Source organism: Parafrankia sp. BMG5.11 (assembly GCF_004337455.1).
Genome location: NZ_SJXI01000062.1, coordinates 104,692 through 123,792, shown reverse-complemented (window position 1 = coordinate 123,792; position 19,101 = coordinate 104,692). Strand labels below are relative to the sequence as shown.

The 19,101-nt window shown below is 72.5% G+C and carries 18 protein-coding genes, 1 pseudogene and 2 riboswitches; of the genes and pseudogenes, 9 read left to right on the top strand and 10 right to left on the bottom strand.

Annotation, left to right across the window (positions count from 1 at the left end):
- Positions 1 to 490 precede the first annotated feature (490 nt).
- Positions 491 to 579, top strand: a riboswitch (ZMP/ZTP riboswitch).
- Between the two features lie 30 nt (positions 580 to 609).
- The 3 genes from glyA (at position 610) to mce (ending at position 4,120) form a co-directional block, all read left to right on the top strand.
- Positions 610 to 1,872, top strand: coding sequence for a serine hydroxymethyltransferase (gene glyA / locus E0504_RS36000; RefSeq protein WP_071065917.1), 1,263 nt, complete (start codon positions 610 to 612; stop codon positions 1,870 to 1,872).
- Positions 1,873 to 2,190: 318 nt separating this feature from the next.
- A riboswitch (cyclic di-AMP (ydaO/yuaA leader) is annotated at positions 2,191 to 2,404 on the top strand.
- Between the two features lie 275 nt (positions 2,405 to 2,679).
- The gene (locus E0504_RS35995) at positions 2,680 to 3,450 is read left to right on the top strand and encodes a peptidoglycan-binding protein (protein ID WP_131626718.1); all 771 of its coding nucleotides are present in this window, start codon (positions 2,680 to 2,682) and stop codon (positions 3,448 to 3,450) included.
- Positions 3,451 to 3,694: 244 nt separating this feature from the next.
- Positions 3,695 to 4,120: a methylmalonyl-CoA epimerase gene (gene mce, locus E0504_RS35990; RefSeq protein WP_020460102.1), complete on the top strand. Its 426-nt coding sequence runs from the start codon at positions 3,695 to 3,697 to the stop codon at positions 4,118 to 4,120.
- Between the two features lie 100 nt (positions 4,121 to 4,220).
- Here the strand turns inward: mce and E0504_RS35985 are convergent, their stop codons facing one another.
- From E0504_RS35985 to E0504_RS35975, 4 genes are all read right to left on the bottom strand, one after another.
- On the bottom strand, positions 4,221 to 4,805 hold the full coding sequence (locus E0504_RS35985; RefSeq protein ID WP_112108317.1) for an LppP/LprE family lipoprotein: 585 nt from the start codon (positions 4,803 to 4,805) through the stop codon (positions 4,221 to 4,223).
- Positions 4,806 to 4,935: 130 nt separating this feature from the next.
- On the bottom strand, positions 4,936 to 5,592 hold the full coding sequence (locus E0504_RS35980) for a DUF5134 domain-containing protein (RefSeq protein ID WP_165938714.1): 657 nt from the start codon (positions 5,590 to 5,592) through the stop codon (positions 4,936 to 4,938).
- Positions 5,589 to 5,822, bottom strand: coding sequence for a hypothetical protein (locus E0504_RS50720; protein WP_041254064.1), 234 nt, complete (start codon positions 5,820 to 5,822; stop codon positions 5,589 to 5,591). The genes E0504_RS35980 and E0504_RS50720 overlap by 4 nt, the downstream gene beginning before the upstream one ends.
- Positions 5,823 to 5,958: 136 nt before the next feature.
- On the bottom strand, positions 5,959 to 6,615 hold the full coding sequence (locus tag E0504_RS35975; protein ID WP_020460099.1) for a response regulator transcription factor: 657 nt from the start codon (positions 6,613 to 6,615) through the stop codon (positions 5,959 to 5,961).
- 111 nt (positions 6,616 to 6,726) lie between these two features.
- Between E0504_RS35975 and E0504_RS35970 the strand changes: the two genes are divergently transcribed.
- Together E0504_RS35970 and E0504_RS52555 are read left to right on the top strand one after the other, a co-directional pair.
- Positions 6,727 to 8,661, top strand: a complete 1,935-nt coding sequence (locus E0504_RS35970; RefSeq protein WP_131626717.1) for a hypothetical protein — start codon at positions 6,727 to 6,729, stop codon at positions 8,659 to 8,661.
- A pseudogene (locus tag E0504_RS52555) lies at positions 8,652 to 8,888 on the top strand (response regulator transcription factor); the annotation flags it as partial. The gene E0504_RS35970 and the pseudogene E0504_RS52555, both read left to right, overlap by 10 nt.
- A 337-nt stretch (positions 8,889 to 9,225) precedes the next feature.
- On the opposite strand, the gene E0504_RS35960 reads toward E0504_RS52555, so the two are convergent.
- The 3 genes from E0504_RS35960 to E0504_RS35950 form a co-directional block, all read right to left on the bottom strand.
- Positions 9,226 to 10,803, bottom strand: coding sequence for an aldehyde dehydrogenase family protein (locus E0504_RS35960; protein WP_112108314.1), 1,578 nt, complete (start codon positions 10,801 to 10,803; stop codon positions 9,226 to 9,228).
- Positions 10,804 to 10,868: 65 nt separating this feature from the next.
- Positions 10,869 to 11,711, bottom strand: a complete 843-nt coding sequence (locus E0504_RS35955) for an enoyl-CoA hydratase (protein ID WP_243657773.1) — start codon at positions 11,709 to 11,711, stop codon at positions 10,869 to 10,871.
- A 4-nt stretch (positions 11,712 to 11,715) separates the two neighbouring features.
- Positions 11,716 to 12,792: a thiamine pyrophosphate-dependent enzyme gene (locus tag E0504_RS35950; protein ID WP_071064427.1), complete on the bottom strand. Its 1,077-nt coding sequence runs from the start codon at positions 12,790 to 12,792 to the stop codon at positions 11,716 to 11,718.
- A 99-nt stretch (positions 12,793 to 12,891) separates the two neighbouring features.
- On the opposite strand from E0504_RS35950, the gene E0504_RS35945 reads away from it, so the two are divergent.
- Positions 12,892 to 13,173 (top strand): GlsB/YeaQ/YmgE family stress response membrane protein, encoded by a 282-nt coding sequence (locus tag E0504_RS35945; RefSeq protein ID WP_083391076.1) that lies wholly within the window; start codon positions 12,892 to 12,894, stop codon positions 13,171 to 13,173.
- Positions 13,174 to 13,255: 82 nt separating this feature from the next.
- On the opposite strand, the gene E0504_RS35940 is transcribed toward E0504_RS35945, so the two are convergent.
- The 3 genes from E0504_RS35940 to E0504_RS35930 all read right to left on the bottom strand — a co-directional run bounded on the left by E0504_RS35940 (position 13,256) and on the right by E0504_RS35930 (position 15,824).
- Positions 13,256 to 13,519, bottom strand: a complete 264-nt coding sequence (locus tag E0504_RS35940; RefSeq protein ID WP_083391079.1) for a UBP-type zinc finger domain-containing protein — start codon at positions 13,517 to 13,519, stop codon at positions 13,256 to 13,258.
- 161 nt (positions 13,520 to 13,680) lie between these two features.
- Complete coding sequence (locus E0504_RS35935; protein ID WP_112108313.1) at positions 13,681 to 14,976, bottom strand: alpha/beta fold hydrolase; 1,296 nt, start codon at positions 14,974 to 14,976, stop codon at positions 13,681 to 13,683.
- Positions 14,976 to 15,824 (bottom strand): Sir2 family NAD-dependent protein deacetylase, encoded by an 849-nt coding sequence (locus E0504_RS35930; RefSeq protein WP_112108312.1) that lies wholly within the window; start codon positions 15,822 to 15,824, stop codon positions 14,976 to 14,978. Before E0504_RS35930 ends, E0504_RS35935 begins: the two co-directional genes overlap by 1 nt.
- A 104-nt stretch (positions 15,825 to 15,928) precedes the next feature.
- Here E0504_RS35930 and E0504_RS35925 point away from each other — a divergent pair, with 104 nt between their 5' ends.
- The 3 genes from E0504_RS35925 to E0504_RS35915 are packed head-to-tail and all read left to right on the top strand — an operon-like array spanning position 15,929 to position 19,100.
- A complete protein-coding gene (locus E0504_RS35925; protein WP_071064436.1) occupies positions 15,929 to 16,222 on the top strand; it encodes a HypC/HybG/HupF family hydrogenase formation chaperone in 294 nt (97 codons plus the stop codon).
- A 35-nt stretch (positions 16,223 to 16,257) separates the two neighbouring features.
- Complete coding sequence (locus tag E0504_RS35920; RefSeq protein ID WP_112108311.1) at positions 16,258 to 17,313, top strand: hydrogenase expression protein HypE; 1,056 nt, start codon at positions 16,258 to 16,260, stop codon at positions 17,311 to 17,313.
- A complete protein-coding gene (locus E0504_RS35915; protein ID WP_112108310.1) occupies positions 17,310 to 19,100 on the top strand; it encodes a nickel-dependent hydrogenase large subunit in 1,791 nt (596 codons plus the stop codon). The genes E0504_RS35920 and E0504_RS35915 overlap by 4 nt, the downstream gene beginning before the upstream one ends.
- Position 19,101: the final 1 nt, after the last annotated feature.

Here is a 19,101-nt window from a genome sequence, read left to right as displayed (position 1 = left end):
AAACCCGCAGCGACGGTCGCGATCACATGGCACGGTCAGGCTGAGGTCGGCGTCTCCCGCTGGAACCTTTCCGCCGGAGGGGTCGATACGGAAGCGGAAATGTCAGCGACAGAGTGCGCTGGACGTCCGCCGGTAGTCCACGTAGCGACACGCCACGGGGAGGAATCTCGACCGCATAGGTGGACAATGCCCGATTGGCCGGGGCGGCGTCAACAGCCGACCAGGGACGATGACCTGCAAGGAGCCGCCCCCATCCCATCTGTCGGGTATGTCCGATTCCCAAAGATTCCTCTTGATGGCAGGCATTTCGGCCATTAACCACCGCGGCGGCGCAGCGATCCCGGTGACTTCAACCGCCAGCTCGGATGCCATCCGTAACCGAAGCGACAGCCCAGACGTGACGAACGTCACCATTGCGGGCCGGCGCACCCGAGGAGGGGCCGCCGATCACCCGCCGGTGGGAAGCGGGACCGAGCCACTACGATGGCGGGCGAAGGGTCGTGACTGGCGCGCTCGGGTGGAAGCAACCACCGGGAAGCGACGAAGCTGCTGGCGGCGCCGTGCGCCTGGGCGCCTCCGACGTAGACGTCTGTCCGCGTGGAGGTACACATGCATGAGCCCGCGATGACCCACCTGACCGCCGCCGATCCGGAGATCGGCGGCCTCGTCGAGGCCGAGGCCCGGCGGCAGTACGAGAAGATCCGCCTGATCGCGTCCGAGAACTACGTCTCCACCGCCGTGCTGGAGGCGTCCGGCTCGGTGCTGACGAACAAGTACTCCGAGGGCTACCCCGGCAAGCGCTACTACGAGGGCCAGCAGGTCATCGACCCGATCGAGACGCTGGCGATCGACCGGGCGAAGTCGCTGTTCGGCGTCGAGCACGCGAACGTCCAGCCGTATTCCGGCTCCCCCGCCAACCTCGCGGTCTACCTGGCCTTCCTGCAGCCCGGCGACCCGGTGATGGGAATGGGCCTGCCTTCCGGCGGCCACCTGACCCACGGCTGGACGGTGTCGGCGACCGGCCGCTGGTTCCGCGGGGTCCGGTACGGGGTCCGCCAGGACACCGGGCGGGTCGACCTGGACGAGGTCCGCGACCTCGCCCTCGAGAACCGGCCGAAGGTGATCTTCTGTGGCGGGACGGCGATCCCCCGCACCATCGACTTTCCCGGGTTCGCGGCGATCGCCCGCGAGATCGACGCCGTGCTCGTCGCGGACATCTCCCACATCGCCGGGCTGATCGCCGGCGGCGCCCACCCATCGCCGGTCGGGCACGCTCCGGTCATCACGACGACCACGCACAAGACGCTGCGCGGCCCGCGCGGCGCCATGATCATGTCGGACGCCGCGCACGCGACGGCACTCGACAAGGCCGTTTTCCCGGGCCTTCAGGGCGGCCCGCACAACCACACCACCGCCGCCGTCGCGGTCGCCCTGCGGGAGGCCGCGACACCAGATTTCCGGGAGTACGCGCACCGGGTCGTCGCGAATGCGAAGGCGCTCGCCGAGGCGCTTTCCGGACGCGGTTTCGATCTCATCACCGGCGGCACCGACAACCATCTCATCCTCATTGACCTGACGAGTCGCGGAGTCGCCGGGAAGCCGGCGGCGAAGGCACTCGACCGGGCCGGGATCGAGCTGAACTACAACACGGTGCCGTTCGACCCGCGCAAGCCGTTCGACCCGTCCGGGGTGCGCCTGGGAACCGCCGCGATCACGACCCGCGGGCTGCGTCCGGAGCAGATGCCCACCCTCGCCGCCTGGATCGACGAGGCCGTCAAGGCCGCCGGCGACGCGGACGAGGCGACCATCGAGCGGATCGCGGGCGAGGTCAGGGACCTGATGTCGGCCTACCCGATGCCCGGCTGGGTCTGACCGACCCAGCGGGGAACCTCCAGCCGGCCGGCCCAACGGCACCGCTGACTCCCCCTCACCCTCGGCCCGGGCGCGCACGAAGGCGCCCGGGCCGAGGCATGCCCGGCCCAGCTCCCCCGCAGCCCCGGTCGCCGTCCGCGCCGGGTGTGGCGACGTCCGGGCGGATGCCCGCGCCGCAGCGTCGCCGGTTACTGCCCGGAGTGTCTCGATCTCGATTCTGTGTACGCATCGTGACCAGGATGCGCCGTCGGTACAAGAAAATTAGTACTTGCGATTACCCTTAGTAGTTCGTTACGGTGTCCTGGCTCGCAGCAAGCGACGGGCCGTACGCCGAGTTCTGCCCTAGGCCCGTCGTCCCCTCCTAGCGATCAGCAGGGCAGAAGCGGGGGAACCACGTTCCTCCGGACGGCCACCCGCGCACGGGCGGCCGTCCTCGGGGTGAAGTCGACCGCGCCGCAGATGCGGTAAAGGCCGACCGGGCTTCCCGGCCCGAACCCGACAGCTAACCTCGCAGGCGTACGGGAAGGATCGTCGTGTACGCACGCATGTCTGGATCACCCAGGCGGGCCTTTCACCCGTCCCTCGGGCAGCCGCCGCGACCGCACAGTGCCCGCATCCCGGGGTTGACGCAGGAAATCTAGACCCACCAGGTCCGGAATACTTTTACGCCGACAGAACGCCGGCGCACTGAGCCATGCTTCCCTCGCCGGGCGAATCGTTGCCGTAACTTTTTGATCCGTGTACGGATCAATTTCCCATCCGGACATTCAGAAGCTCTGTTCTTCATAGCAGAAACGAGATTCTTAGATGTCGCATGGAAAGCACCGCAGGTCCAGCCGTCCGAACACCTCCGGACGGGGACCCGGGCGAGGCCGCGCCGCCGTGGTCACCGCGGCGAGCGTCATCGGCGCGTCGGCGGGCCTGATGTTCACCGCGGGCCCGGCGAGCGCGGCCACCGCCTCCGACGTCACCATCGCGCAGGCGGCGCAGAACGCGGGCCTGCCGTCCTGCCGCGGGATTCCGCTGAGCACCTGGGTCGCGGTGGCGCTGGCCGAGTCGGGCGGCAACACAACGGCCCACGCGACGGTCGGTGAGGACTCCCGCGGCCTCTGGCAGATCAACATGCGCGCGCACTCGAGCTGGGTCGGTAGCCGCAACCTCTACGACCCGAACGTCAACGCCTGGGCCGCACGGCAGGTATGCGCCAGCCAGGGCATCGGTGCCTGGAGCGCCTACAAGAACGGCATGCACGTGAAGTACCTGGCCCGCGGCGCCGCGGCGGCGGCCGCGGTGGGCAGCGGCACCGGCGCCCGGACGATCTCGGCCGTCACGCCGGCCGCACCGGCCGCGACGGCACCGGCGCCCGCCAGCTCGGGCTACATGCGGCTCGGGGTCGAGGGCGTCCGCTGGGACGTGGCGCTGGTGCAGAAGCGGCTCGCCGCCATCGGCTACCCGATCACCATCGACGGCCGGTTCGGTCCGCAGACCAACCACATGGTCGTCGACTTCCAGAAGAAGAACGGCCTCGTCCCGGACGGCGTCGTGGGCCCGCTCACCCACGACAGGCTGTTCGCCTGATCCAGGGGCGGCGCGCGGCCGTCGAGCCGTCCACGTCGCGGCCCGGGCACGCCGGTGCCGGGCCGCGACGGGGCGGCGACCGGGCGGCGTGGCCAAGCCCGTGGCCGGGCGGGGGTGGCGCGCCCGACACGGCCGACCTGCCGCTTCAGTGGACCGCCGGGCCGGATCCGGGCAGGCTCGGAGTTCTGGCCCGCCAGGCAGGACGCGACCAGGGCCGCCCGTCCACGAGGCAGGAGCGATTTTTGTGCTGACCAGGATCGACCATGTCGGAATCGCCGTGGCCTCGCTGGAGGAGGCCATCCCTCGTTACGAGGCGGCGTTCGGCCTGAAGGTCGCGCATCAGGAGACGAACGAGGCGCAGGGCGTGCGCGAGGCGATGCTGCTGGTGCACCACGGCGACACGGGCGGCTCCTACGTCCAGCTACTCGAGCCGGTGCGCCCGGACACCCCGGTCGGGAAGTTCCTGGCGAAGAAGGGCCCCGGCATCCACCACATCGCCTACGGCGTGGCGGACATCGACGCGGCGCTGGCGGCGCTCACCGTCACCGGGTTCGACCTGGTCAACAAGACGCCGGTGCACGGGACATCCGGAAGCCGGATCGCGTTCATGCACCCGAAGGGCCTCGGCGGGGTGCTCACCGAGCTGGTCGAGGCGGCCGAGGGCCACTGACCTCCGGCGTGACCAGCGCGGCCGGGCCCGGGGGCTGACCCGGGCCCGGCCGCGGCGGCGGTCCCACCCGCCGGCGGTCCCACCGGCACTGCGTCGCTGGTCAGCGGCGGCTCTCGGCGGCGGTCCACTTGCTGGTCGGGATCGGGTCGAGCGGCACGACCGACGTGCCGTCCCAGCGGAACCGCACGCTCGCCGCGCCCGCGCTCGGGCAGCACATCGGGTCCGCCGGGCGGTACAGGTCGTACTGCAGCGCCACCACCTCGCTGGTCGACCACACCCACCGCACGCCCGCGCTCGCGACGGCGTCCGTCCCGACGAACCGGCCGCGGTGGAAGAAGAAGGCCTGCTGCGGATGGCCGTCCACCGAGGTGGACAGCCGCCCGACGATCACGCTGAGATCGTGGGTGGGCTCGTAGCCGTCCGTGGTGATCGGTGTGTAACCACGGCCGCGGACAAGGCCCGACGCCTCCGCCAGGCTCAACGAACCGGCCACGACGGCCGAGCTGCCAGGGCCTGACGGGCTGGCCACGGCACCTGAGCTGGCCACAGCACCCGGGCTGCGCGCGGCGCCCGGTGTGGCGGCCGGGGGTGACTGCACCGCGGTCGGCGCGGCGGACACCGCAGACGCCGCCCCGCTCAAGATGACCGCGGCGGCCAGTACGGAGATGAACACGACTCGACGCATGGCGACCGCCCCCTTGGGCCTCGTATCTGCCGACCGGCCGACCGTAGGCGCACTTCGGGCTCGCCGCCCGCTCAGGGAGTGGAATGCGCGGTTTCGGAGCAGGTCACCCGGGGGGTACGGGAGTGGGCGATCAGGTACGGGCGAGGAGCATCAGGATCATTCCACCCGACATGATCAGTCGGGATCCGCGCGGGACGACCGGTTCCGGAAAGATCCGGATCAGCCGGGCGGCCAGCTCACGGACGCGCGGGCGCGCCGGCGGCGGCGCGGCGAACCGGCGCGCCGACGGGCCGGCCAGCGCCGCCAGGCACGCCCCGCCGAAGATGACGACACACCAGGCGCCGATCGCCCCGTCGGTGCGCAGCGGCCAGCCGGCGACGCAGGCCGCCCCGGACATGCACGCCATCGCCGCCGCCTCCACGACGAGCAGCGCACAGCAGGACCACATGCCCGGCGCACTGCACCGGGGATGGGTGACGAGCCCGACGAGCAGCGCCGCCGTCAACGCCAGGTACAGCGCGAGGAACGGCCAGGAGCCGACGAGCCGGGCGGGGCCGGTGAACATGACCGCCATCCCGGCCGCGACCAGCACGTGCCCGCCCTCGATCCAGCCGTCCGCGGCGGACGCGTGCGTACGCGGCCCGTCCGCCGCCACCGGGCGGCGGAACAGGGCGCGCATCCGCCACAAGTGGATCATTGCGACGATGATTGAGGCCACGCCGGCGGCTACGGCCAGCGGACCGGCCAGCGGAACCAGGTCCGCGGCCACCGGGTGGCGGTGGGTCACCCCCCAGCGGCGAGCTCGGCGGCCACCAGCGAGCTGATGCGACCCGCCCGAGCCTCGTCGACGATGACTTCCAGCTGTTCGATGCTCATCTGGATCCGCTGGCCGAAGTCGTCGGTGAGGACGACCCGGCGGTCGGCCGCGGCGTGGTGGTCGATGTAGAGCTCCGGGCAGCCGCAGCTGCACTTCCCACAGAACGTGATGACGCGATTCAGGGCGTCCGACCCGCTCATGGCACCTCGCACGACGACGATAAGATCATCTGAGTGTAAGCGGTCGGGCCCGCAGAGCCGACCGAATCCGCCCACCGTGGCGCCGGCGGGTGGCCGGCGGCAGGCGTGGCGGCGGGCTCAGCCGTGGCCGGCGGGCTCAGCCGTGGCGGGCGGCGTCCGCCCAGGCCAGGACGGCGAGCACCCGGCGGTTCTCGGTTGGCTCCGGCCGCAGCCCCAGCTTGGTGAAGATGCTCGCGATGTGGGATTCGACCGTCTTCGGGCTCAGGTGCACCCGCTGAGCGATCCCGCTGTTCGACAGGCCCTGGGCCATCAGCTCGAGGATGCGGCGCTCGCGCTCCGACAGCCCGCTCAGTCGCTGCGACTGCGGGTAGCCTGCGAGCAGCCGCGCGGCGATGTGCGAGTCGATGACCGGCTGCCCCTCGCGGAGCCGCTCGAGGGCGTCCTTCAACGCCTGCCGGTTGGTGATGTTGTCCTTGCGCATGTACCCGATGCCGGCGGCGCCACCGGCGAACAGGTCCGCGGCGAACGGGTCGTCGTCGTGCGCGGTGACCACCAGGACGCCCATCCCCGGGTGCGCCTGCCGCAGCGCGCGGGCCGTCAGCAGCCCCTCGTTGGTCCTGGTCGGGGGCATCCGCATGTCCACGATCGCGACGTCGGGCGGGGCGTCCCGCACGACGGCGAGCAGCTCCGTACCGGTCGGCACGGAGGCGGTGACCTCCACCCCGATGGTCGCGAGCAGAACGCTGAGCGCCTCCCGGATGAGCCCACTGTCCTCGGCGATCGCAACACGCACACCGGATCTTCTCACGTCCCCCGGACGGCCCGGTCACGCACCGGGATAACCCGGGGCCGTTCCGGGGGACATCCGGTAGGAACCCCGCGTTCGCTCGGGTACACCTGACGGATGCCGGTCGGCTCCGGGCGTTCCGCGACGGCGCGGCTCGCCGCCTCGACGACGGCCACGACGCTGCTCGTGGCCGCGGCGACCGTTGCCGCCGGGTGGCCGTACTGGGAGCGCCACCGGCTGGCCGCCGTCCCGAACGTGGCGGTGGCGGTGGCGCTGGTCGTCGCCGGCATGCTGCTGCGCGGCGACCCGTCGTCACGCCGGTGTGGGGAGCTGCTGGCCCTCGGCGGCCTGTGCTGCCCGCTGACCTGGCTGATGAGCTGGGACGTCGGCCCGCTGCCGCTGATCGCCGTCCTCGGCCAGTCCGTCTACTGGGTGGCCTACGCCTGGGGGCTGCTGCTCTACCCGGGGAACACCCTGCGCGGCCGGGCCGACCGGTGGTGGGTCACATCCGCGGCGGTGATCCTGCTGGGCGGGCAGGTGCTGACGGTCGTCATCTCCCGGCCGTCCTGGAACGGCTTCACCGACGGTGTGCTGTGGCCCGCGCCGCTGCTCGTCGGCCGGGCCCGTTTCGAGGCGGCGCTGGACGTCCTGCTCGTCCTCTACGTCCTGGTGCCCGTGACGTTCGTGCTGCTGGCGGTCGCCCGGATCCGGGCGGCGCGGGGCCTGGAGCGGGTCGTCGCCGGTCCGGTGCTGCTCTCGGCGGGCTTCGTGGCGCTCGTCACCGCGGTGACCTACCCGGGCCTGATGGCCGAACCCGAGCTGGGCCGCGTCGAGGACGCGGTCGCGCTGCAGGGGGCCGCGTCGATCGTCACCCCCGTCGCGCTGCTCGCCGTCGGCGCCCACCGCCGGCTGCTGCTGGCGACGACCGCCGACCGGCTCGGCCGGGAGATCGGGTCGCCGACACCGGCGTCGGTGCGGGCGGCGCTGCGGGCCCTGCTGCGCGACGCCACCCTCGAGGTCTACTACCGCCAGCCGGACACCTGCCACCAGCCGGACACGGAGGTGCTGGTGGATCTGCACGGCCAGGTGGTGGACCTCCCCCCGGAGGACCACCGGGGGGAACGGTCGGACCGGCCGGGCCCGGAACAGCGCTGGTACGTCCCGGTGCGGTCCGCGGCCGGCGCGCCGGTCGCGGTGCTGAGCATCGATCCCGTCCTGTGCTGCCACCGGCGGCAGGTGGCGGCGGCGCTGGCCGCGGCGGCCGCGGCGCTGGAGCAGGCGCGGGCGCAGAGCGGCCTGCGCGCGCAGCTCGTCCGCCTGGGTGAGGAACGCCGGCGGGCCGCGCGCACGCAGGCCCACGAGTGGGCGCTGGTCGGGCGGGAGCTGGACGACGGCGTCCGCCGGCGCCTGGCCGAGCTCGCCGCGGCGGCGGGGGACGTCGCCCGGACGGTGTCGGAACCGGCCACCGCGCGGGCCCTGGCGGAAATCGGCGAGGGGCTGCGCGCGGCGCACGGCGAGCTCGCCGACATCGCCCGGGAGGCCCATCCCGCCGTCCTGGAGCGGGACGGCCTGCTCCCGGCGTTGGAGAGTCTCGCCGCGGGGCTGGGGCTGGGCGGCCCGAGCCTGCTGCGGGTGCCCGCCGGCCGCTTCGACACGACGGCCGAGCGGGCGATGTACGCGGCGCTCGCCGCCGCGCTGCGCGCCATCGCGGCCGCCGACGCGGTTCCACCGCCGGACACGGCCGCGGGGATGCCGGAGCCGGCCGCGGCGGGACCGGTGGTGTCAGAGCTGGCGGTGGGGCCGGGCGTGTCAGGGCTGGCGGCGGGACCAGCCGCGGCGGGGCCGACGGCGGGCAGGAGAGAGTGGGGGGCCGCCCGGGTCGAGGTGCGCGCCGAGGGCGCGATGCTCGTCGGCGAGGTCACCTGCGCGGTGCCGGTGGCCGGCGGGGTACGCGCCGCCGCCGACCACGCCCGGGCGCTGGGCGGTTGGGTCGCCGTACGCGGTGCCGCCGGCGGCGCCACCACGACCCGGGTGACGGTCCCGTGCGGGTAGCGATCGCCGACGACAGCCCGCACTTCCGCGAGGGCCTGCGGGCGCTGCTGACCAGCCTCGGCGTGGACGTCGTCGCCGTGGTGGAACGCGGCGCCGACCTGGTCTCGGTGGTGATGGCCACACCCGCCACCGCCCCGGTGGACGTCGCCCTGGTCGACATGCGGATGCCGCCCACCGGCACCGACGAGGGGCTGCGCACCGCGCGGCGGATCAAGGCGTTCCGCCCGGACGTGGCGGTGCTGGTGTTCTCCGCCGACGACGAGGCCCCCTACGCCACCGAGCTGCTCGGCGGGGCGCTGCCGGGAACCGGCTACGCGCTCAAGTCCAACATCACCCAGCGCGACGTCCTGCGCTCGACGCTGAGCCGGCTGGTGCGGGGCGAGATCGTCGTCGACGGCGACGTCGCCCGCCGGCTGGTGACCCGGCCGGAACGCGCGCCGGACCTGCTCCGGCTGGACGAGCGGGAGCGCGCGGCACTGGTACTCGCGCTGCGCGGGCAGCCGGTCGAGGTGGGTGTGCTGGCGGGTCTGCGGGCGAAGCTGGGGCTGCCGGCCGTCCCCGGCGTCAGCTGCCAGCTGCTCGCCTGGCTGCTCGCGCCGGCCGACGGCCCTGGCCCTGGCCCTGGCCCGACGGATCGCGCCGGCCCGCGTCTGGACGCCCCGCCCCGTGACCCCCCACAGCGTGACGGAGCCGGATGAGCCACCTCAGCACCGCGGACGTCCCCGGGGCAGGGTTGAACCTGGTCGCGTTGACCCAGGGCAGGCCCACCCGGCGGGTGGCCACCGAGCGCGGCCGGGCGAACTCCCGCAGGCCGGCGGCGCCGTGGACCCGGCCGAACCCGCTGTCGCCGCTCCCGCCGAACGGCAGCGCCGGGATCGCCGCGAACGACAGCACCGCGTTGACCGAGACCATCCCGGCGTCGAGACGCGCGGCGATCTCCTCGCCGTGGGCCCGGGAGAACACGGTCGCGCCGAGGCCGTAGGCGGTGCCGTTCGCCAGGGCGACGGCCTCGTCGACGTCGGCGACGGTGCGCACGGTCATCATCGGCCCGAAGGTCTCCTCGCGCACGGCCGCGCTGTCCTCGGGGACGTCCACGAGCACGATCGGGTCGATGTACGGCACGCGCACCGACTCCGGGCCGCCGAGCAGCGCCGTCCCGCCGCGGGCGAGCGCGTCGTCGAGGTGGCGGCGGACGACCTCGCTCTGGCGGGGCAGTGTCATCGGGCCGTAGTCGGCGCCGGCGTCCGACCCGGGCCGGATGTCGGCGAGGACGCGGCGCAGCTGGGCGAGGAAGGCGTCCCGGACACCGGCGACGACGTAGACGCGCTCCACCCCGGCGCAGGTCTGGCCGGCGTTCGACGTCGCCCCCCAGGCCACCGCGCGTGCCGCGGTGGCCAGGTCGGCGTCCTCCGCGACGATCGCCGCGTCCTTGCCGCCGCACTCGACGAGGACGGGGGTCAGCGTCTCGGCGCAGGTGGCCATGACCCGCCGCGCCGTCGCCGCCGAGCCGGTGAAGGCGATCTTGTCGACGCCGGCCGTGCACAGCGCCGCCCCGGTCTCTGCGAGCCCGGTCACCGCGGTGAACACGCCGGGGGGCAGGTCCGGGTTCGCGGCGGCGAACGCCTCGGCCAGGTACACGCCGACGGTGGGCGTGAGCTCGCTGGGCTTGAACACGACGGTGTTGCCCGCGGCCAGCGCGTAGGCGATGGACCCCATCGGCGTCAGGACCGGGTAGTTCCACGGGCCGATCACGCCGACCACGCCGTAGGGCAGGTGGTCGATGCGGGCCTTGTGGTTGGCCAGCACGAGCCCGGTGCGGACCCGGCGGGCGCGCAGGACCCGGTGCGCGTTGCGCGCCGCCCAGCGCAGCTGCTCGCAGGCCAGGAGGAGCTCGAGCCGGCCGTCGATCTCCGGTTTCCCGTTCTCCAGGTGTATGAGCTCGATCAGGTCGCGGTCGTGGGCGGCGAGCCAGGCGTCCCAGCGCAGCAGGGCGGCGCGGCGGCCCGCGAAGCCCGCGGCCCGCCACTGCCCCGCGGCGGCCCGGGCCGACCGCACGCTCGCCGCCACGTCGTCGGCGGACATCGCCAGGTAGGTCCCGATGACCTCGTCCGTCGCCGGATTGCGTGTCTCGAACTTCGCCATCGCGACCACCGTCCCGTCCCGTCTCCTCGCCCGCCTGACGCCCGCCTGACGCGGCCGGCTGTCAGCTACTTGCCCTGGAAGACCGGTGCGCGCTTCTCGGTCCGGGCGCGGCGGCCCTCCTGCGCGTCCTCGCTGGTCCAGCATGCCTGGTAGGCGGCCATCACCTCACCGGGACGCACCGTCTCGGGGTCGGCGGCCGCGTTGAACGCGCGCTTGGAGTAGGCGAGGGTCAGCGGCGCGAGGCCGGCGATCTCCCGGGCCCAGGCGAGGGCGGTGTCGAGCCCGCCGACGCGCTGGACCAGTCCCAGCTCGAAGGCCCGGCGCGCCGGGACGCTCTCGCAGCCCAGCACGATGGCGCGGGCCGCGCCGCCGCCGGCCAGCTCGGCCAGCCGGCGCAGCGTCCACGGGTCCACCGACAGGCCGAGCCGCGCCGTCGGCACCGCGAACGAGGCCTCCTCGACGGCGACACGCAGGTCCGCGGCGAGCGCGAGCTGCAGCCCTGCGCCGATGGCCGGGCCGTTGATGGCGGCGATCACCGGGACGGGCGCGCCGGTGAGCGCGTGCAGCGCCCCGTAGAGCGCGTCGGTGAAGGCCTCGCCGTAGACCTGGTCGAGATCCGCGCCGGCGCAGAAGCTCGTCCCGGAGCCGGTGAGGACCACGGCACGGACACCGGCGTCCAGCGCCCGGCCGATGCCGGCGCGCAGGCCGAGGCAGTGCTCGGTGTCCAGCGCGTTGCGGCGCTCGGGCCGGTCGATCCGCACCACGGCGATCTGGGGGTCGCCGGGGCGCTCGCCAGTGCGCGCGGTGCTCTGCTCTGTGCTCTGATCGGCGTTCGGCTGGTCGGGCTGGGGGCTCTCACCGGCCGCGGGCCGGGGGTCGGACACGCCGCGAAGCTCAACGTCTATCACGGCGTCAACCCTCCCAGATCTCACCCCGCTGCTCCCGAAGTAGCGCGGAGCCACCCACCAGCACATGATCCACCAGGGTCCGCGGGGCCGGGTCGGGCAGGGCCAGGCACTCCCGGCGCAGCGTGGCCGCGGCTTCCTCCGCCTCCGCCCGCACACCCTCGAACCAGGCCGGGTCGTGCGTGTGGCCGAGCAGCAGCGCGACCCGGTCGATCGGGTCGCGCGCCCGCCACGCCGCGACCTCGGCGGCCTCCTGGTACCTGCTGGCGTCGTCGGACGTCGTGTGCGGCGCCATCCGGTAGGTGTTCGCCTCGATCAGGACGGGGCCCTGACCCGAGCGGGCGTGCTCCAGGGCCCAGGTGGTCACCGCATGCACCGCCAGCACGTCGTTGCCGTCCACCCGCACGCCCGGAAAGCCGAAGCCCGCCGCGCGGCGTGCCAGCGGCACGGGTGACTGGCGCGCGCTGGGTGTGGAGATCGCCCACTGGTTGTTCTGGCAGAAGAACACCACCGGCGCGCCGAAGCTCGCGGCCCAGACGAACGCCTCGTTCGCGTCGCCCTGGCTCATCGCGCCGTCACCGAGGTAGACCATCACCACCTGGCCGGCTGCGCCGTCGAGGCGGACGCCCAGGCCGTAGCCCACCGCGTGCAGGGTCTGCGACGCCAGCACGAGCACGTAGTTGGCCACGTTGTACGCCTCGGGATCCCAGCCGCCGTGCGTGACGCCCCGCAGCAGGCGCAGCACCTCGACCGGGGGGATGCCGCGGTGCCAGACCACGGCATGCTCGCGATAGCTGGGGAAGAGGAAGTCCCCCGGCTCGGCGGCGGCCGCCGAGCCCACCTGGGCGGCCTCCTGGCCCCGCAGCGGAATCCACAGGACCAGCTCGCCCTGGCGTTGCAGCGCCGTGGCCTCCTCGTCGAGGCGGCGCGCCCGCACCATCTCCCGGTAGAACGACTCCGTCTGCCGGGAGTCAGCACGCACAGTGAAACGCGGGTCGTCGACGAGAGTGCCGTCCGGCGCAAGCAGCCGAACACCCGTGTCGAACGGAGCGCCGTTCTCACTGCGTTCCGCCATCAACGTCATCCGTATTATTCCTGTCTGGTCGACGACACAGTTTGCGATGCCTGCGAGGAGGGGACACCCGAGGGGTAGTCATCACCCGACCCAGGGGGGCCGTCCGTCGTGTTTCAAATTGTTTGGATAGTGCTGGCAGGTCTCGTCATCGGTCTTCTCGCACGACTTATCATGCGCGGGCGGCAGGATATCCCAATCTGGCTCACCGTGGTCGTCGGTATAGTCGGCGCCCTGGTCGGAAACGTGATCGCCAGCGCAATCGGCGTGCGTAACACGTCGGGCATCGACTGGATTCGGCACATTCTTCAGGTCGGCGTCGCCGTTGCCCTGGTCGCGCTCGTCGCGCCGTTGTGGGCGAACCGCCACCAGCGCCATCCGGTCGGCCGCTAGCCCACCGGCGGGTCGGTGGGCCCGCTCCTCTTCCAGGGAGCGGGCCCGGCGGAGGTGGGGCCCGACCAAGCAGCCGTGCCCGCTAGACGTAGGCCTCGTCGACGTAGCACCAGCGCCAGTCCTCGCCCGGTTCGTACGAGCGGACGATGGGGTGCTCGTGGGTGTGCGCATGGGCACGGGCGTGCCGCGACGGAGAGGAGTCGCAGCACCCCACATTGCCACATGTGAGACACAGCCTGAGGTGCACCCATTGCGAACCGACCCGCAGACACTCTCCGCAGCCGTCCGGCGGGGTGGGCTCGACAGGTCGTACCAACGACAGATGCGGATCTTCGCCAGCGGCCATGAACCCATTCTCCATTGACCGAACACGGGCTGCCAAGCAGGCCACCATCCCGCCCCGAAATCTCAGTACGTCCTAAATTCTGGCGTGCGAAGAACCCGTGACCGTGGACACTGCCAACCGCGGCCACCGCCACCGGGCCGGAAAATGAATGGCCGCGGTTCTCAGAAGGCGGCGTGCCGCTCCACCGCGCTGAGCCAGGCCTGCGGGTGACTGGCCTGCGGGTTGTGATCGGCACCGGCGATCACCGCGAGCCGGGCACCCTCGATGGCGCCGGCCAGATCCCGCGCGGCACCGCGCAGCAGGACGTCCCGCTCGCCGACGATGACCGTCGTGGGGCAGCGGATCTCGCCCAGCCGGTCGATCATCGAGGGGTAGGCGTTGAGCTCGTGGCCGAAGGCGGCGAGGGCGGCGGGGTCGGCGTGGTCCCCATGCCCCAGCAGCGCGGTCGCGGCGGCGATGCCCTCCATGAGCGCGCCCATGCCCAGCCGGGACAGCAGATGATCACCCGCTGCCGGCGCCGCGGCGGTGTCCATCAGGATCAGCGACCGGACGGCCTCGGGGTGGGCCAGCGCGTACCGGAGCGCGATCACCCCGCCCATCGAATGCCCCAGCAGGTGCAGCGGCGCCAGCTCCAGCGTCGCGACGACGGTCTCGAGATCGCGGACGAGGTGGTCGAAGGTGTACTCCGGGCGGGCCGCCCGCCCGCTGGTTCCGTGGCCGCGGTGGTCGTAGGCCACGACCCGGCTCGACACGGCGCCGGCGAGCTCGCGGGACACCCCGGCCCAGTCCCTGGTGCTCCCACCGATGCCGTGCAGGAGCAGCAGCGGGGTGGATGAATGCGCCTGGCCCGTCCAGGTCTCGACGTGCAGCGCGAGGCCGCCGACGTCGACCCGGTGGCCGAGGTCCTTCTCCAGGACGGCGAAGACCAGGTCGTCGCGCAGCGGCACGCCGAACCGGGTGTCCCCGTAGGGGAAGGGCTCGTGGCGGTCCGTACGCCGGTAGCCGCGCCGCTCGTACCAGGCGATCAGCTCGGCGCGCAGCGAGATGACGTACAGCTCCATCCGGGCCGCCGCCCACTCGTCGCGGGCGAGTGCCTCCGCGGCGGTGAGCAGACGGTCCCCGATCCCCCGCCCCTGGATGTCCGGCTGGACGGCGAACATGCCGAAGTAGGCGCCGTCCGGGCGCCGCTGGAGCTGGCAGCAGCCGACCGGCTCCCCGGCCGGGCCGAGCGCGAGGAGCATCCGGATGTCGGGCTCGGCGAGCGCGGCGGCAAGCATCTCCGGGTCGGTGCGCTGGCCGCCCAGCAGGTCGGCCTCGGTGGTCCAGCCAACCCGGCTGTGCTCGCCCCGGTACGCGGACTCGATCAGCTCGACAAGCGCGGCGACGTCGCCCGGCCCGGCGGCGCGCAGGGTCAGCTCCGCGCGATCCCCGACGGGGTGATCCGCATCAGTGGCCATCAGGCGGCCGCGCCGAGCAGCTCGGCGGCGAGGCGGGGCAGGACGGCGCCCAGTGGCGAGTCGACGGTGAACTCCGCCCGCGCGTCGCCGCGGGTCGGGCCCTGGTTCACGATCCCGACCGGGATGCCGAGCTCTCCCGCCCGCAGTACGAACCGGTAGCCCGACATGACGGCCAGCGACGAACCGAGCACGAGCAGCCCGCGGGCGTTCTCGACCAGCGCGACCGCGGACGCCAGCCGCGCCGGCGGCACCGTGGCGCCGAAGAAGACCACGTCGGGCTCCAGGTCGCCCCCGCAGCCGGCGCACCCCACTACGACGAAACCGTCGATCGCCTCGTCGGGGAGGGTGACGTCGCCGTCCGGGTTGACCTCGGCGCCGAGCGGCGACGCGGCGGCCACCCCGGTGGCGAAGCCCGGGTTCACCGCGCGCAGGCGGCGGTCGAGCTCGGCCCGCGCACTGAGCGCCCCGCAGGCCCGGCAGCGGACCCGGGCGAGCTCGCCGTGCAGGTCGATGACCCGGAGCGACCCGGCGGCCCGGTGTAGCCCGTCGACATTCTGGGTGATGACGCCGTCGAGCAGGCCCGCGGCCTCCAGTTCCGCCAGAGCGCGGTGCCCGGTGTTGGGGCGCGCCCCGGCGACGTGGCGCCAGCCGAGGTGGCTGCGCGCCCAGTACCGGCGCCGGGCCGCCTGGTCCCGGTTGAACTGCTGGTAGGTCATCGGCGTGTGCCGGCGCAGCGAGCCGTTCGGCCCCCGATAGTCAGGGATTCCCGAGTCGGTCGACATCCCCGCTCCGGTGAGCACCGCGACGCCACCGCCGGCGACAAGATCACGCAACCGGGCGAAGACCATGCCTCGAGGGTATGGCCCGCCGCCCGGACGAGGCGGCCGGGTGCCGGCGAGGCGCCCCGCGGCGCCCGGTGGTGCCGCCCACACCACAGACGTACCGTTAGCTCATGAACACGCGCTGCAAGGACCCTGCTGAGGTATCTGGTCCGAGCGCCCCGCCCTGCCACCCTGCCGGCGAGCTGACCGATCTGGCCGCCGGCCACCCGGCCGCCGCGACGACGGGCTCCTGCGTGACCTGTTCCGACGGCGTGATCGAGATGGAGATCGTCCGCCTGGAGGAGGGCGGGCTGGCCCTGGCGCGGGCGTCGGCGGGCGTCGAGGAGATCAGCATCGCGCTTGTGCAGGCGCAGGCCGGCGACACCGTCCTGGTGCACGCCGGGGAGGCGATCGCCGTCGTGTGAATGACCGGTGAACGACCGGAAGGGGTGGGAGAACCGTGTCCACAGTCGAGGATCCGATCCATATTCTCTGGATCAACGCCGGACTCAGCTGCGACGGGGACTCGGTCGCGCTCACCGCAGCCACCCAGCCCAGCATCGAGGACATCGTTCTGGGCACCCTGCCGGGTCTGCCGAAGGTGAGCGTCCACTGGCCGCTCATCGATTTCGAGTCCGGGCCGGAGCAGGGCGCCGACACCTTCATCGACTGGTTCCGCAGGGCCGACCACGGCGAGCTCGATCCGTTCGTCCTGGTCGTCGAGGGGTCCATTCCGAACGAGGACCTGATCACGAACGGCGGCTACTGGAGCGGTTTCGGGAACGACCCGGTGACCCGCCAGCCGGTGACGACCAGCACCTGGCTCGACCGGCTTGCACCGAAGGCACTGGCGATCCTCGCCGCGGGAACGTGCGCCACCTACGGCGGCATCCACGCGATGGCCGGGAATCCGACCGGGGCGATGGGGGTGCCCGACTATCTCGGCTGGGACTGGAAGTCCAAGGCGCAGATCCCCATCGTGTGCGTTCCGGGCTGCCCCGTCCAGCCGGACAACCTGTCGGAGACGATCACCTACCTGCTCTACCAGGCGAGCGGGCAGGCGCCGATGATCCCCCTTGACGACCAGCTCCGCCCGCGTTGGCTGTTCGGCGCCACCGTGCACCAGGGCTGCGACCGGGCCGGGTACTACGAGGAAGGTCAGTTCACCACGGAGTACGGCACCCCGCAGTGCCTGGTGAAGATCGGCTGCTGGGGCCCGGTGGTGAAGTGCAACGTCCCCAAGCGCGGCTGGATCAACGGGGTGGGCGGCTGCCCGAACGTCGGCGGGATCTGCATCGCATGCACGATGCCGGGCTTCCCGGACCGTTTCATGCCGTTCATGGACGAGCCGCCCGGCGCCCACGTCTCGACCACCGCGAGCGGCCTGTACGGCGCGGTCATCCGCAGACTGCGCGCCATCACGATGCGTAAGGCGGACGTCGAACCGCACTGGCGGCGCCGGGACGTCCACGCAGGCCAGGACGACGATCGCGCGCGGGAGAAGGTGCTGACATGACGACCACCTCGGCGCACACGGCAACCGATGCCCGGGACGCCCACCTGCTGGAGATGTCGTGGGACCCGATCACCCGCATCGTCGGGAGCCTCGGCATCTACACGAAGATCGACTGGCCGGCGCGCAGGGTGGTCGAGTGCCACAGCACGTCGTCCATCTTCCGCGGCTACAGCATCTTCATGAAGGACAAGGACCCCCGCGACGCCCATTTCATCACCAGCCGGATCTGCGGCATCTGCGGTGACAACCACGCCACCTGCTCGGTATACGCGCAGAACATGGCGTACGGCGTGAAGCCGCCGCCGCTCGCCGAATGGATCATCAATCTGGGCGAGGCCGCCGAGTACATGTTCGATCACTGCATCTACCAGGAGAACCTGGTGGGGGTCGACTACTGCGAGAAGATGGTCGGCGAGACCAATCCTGAGGTACTCGAGCTGGCCTGGGCCACCGAGTCGCCGCACGCCGACGAGCACGGGTACCGGACCATCGGCGACATCATGCACGCCCTCAACCCGATCGAGGGCGAGTTCTACCGCGAGGCGCTGGGGATGAGCCGGCTCACCCGCGAGATGTTCTGCCTGATGGAGGGGCGGCACGTCCATCCATCCACGCTCTACCCGGGTGGCGTGGGCACGGTGGCCTCCGTCCAGCTGTTCACGGACTACCTCACCCGGCTGATGCGCTACATCGAGTTCCTCAAGCGCGTCGTCCCGATGCACGACGATCTCTTCGACTTCTTCTACAAGGCGCTGCCCGGCTACGAGGAGGTCGGCCGGCGGCGGATCCTGCTCGGCTGCTGGGGGGCGTTCAACGAGCCGGAGCGGTGCGACTTCACCTACCGGAACATGGCCGACTGGGGCCGGAGCATGTTCGTCACCCCGGGGGTGGTCGTCGACGGCAACCTGGTCACGAACAACCTCGTCGACATCAACCTCGGCATCCGCGTCCTGCTGGGCAGTTCGTACTACGACGACTGGGACGACCAGCCGCTGTTCGTCACCCACGACCCGCTGGGGAACCCGGTCGACCGGCGGCACCCGTGGAACCAGACCACCATCCCCCACCCGAGCCGGCGCGACTTCGACGACAAGTACTCGTGGGTGATGTCGCCGCGCTGGTTCGACGGCATCGACCACCTGCCTCTCGACACCGGCGGCGGCCCGATCGCCCGGCTGTGGAGCACGGCGCTGTCCGGGCTGGTCGACATCGGCCACGTCCGCGCGACCGGGCACAGCGTGCGGATCACGCTGCCGAGGTCGGCGACGGTCGGCGAGCGGACCTACGAGTGGACGATCCCCCGCTGGAGCAACACCCTGGAGCGCAACCGCGCCCGCACCTACTTCCAGGCGTACGCGGCGGCCTGCGCGCTGTACTTCGCCGAGCAGGCGCTGGCCGAGGTCCGGGCGGGCCACTCGAAGACATGGGAGTCCTTCGACGTCCCCGACGAGGCCGTGAGCTGCGGGTTCACCGAGGCCGTCCGCGGGGTGCTGTCGCACCACATGATCATCCGGGACGGCCGGATCGCGAACTACCACCCGTACCCGCCGACGCCGTGGAACGCCAGCGTGCGCGACGTGTTCGGCACGCCCGGCCCGTACGAGGACGCGGTGCAGAACACCCCGATCTTCGAGCAGAACCCGCCGGAGTCGTTCAAGGGGATAGACATCATGCGCACTGTCCGCAGCTTCGACCCGTGCCTGCCCTGCGGGGTGCACATGCACACCGGCGCCGGGCGCACGCTGGACGTCGTCCACACCCCGCACACCTTCACCCCCGCCGGGTGAT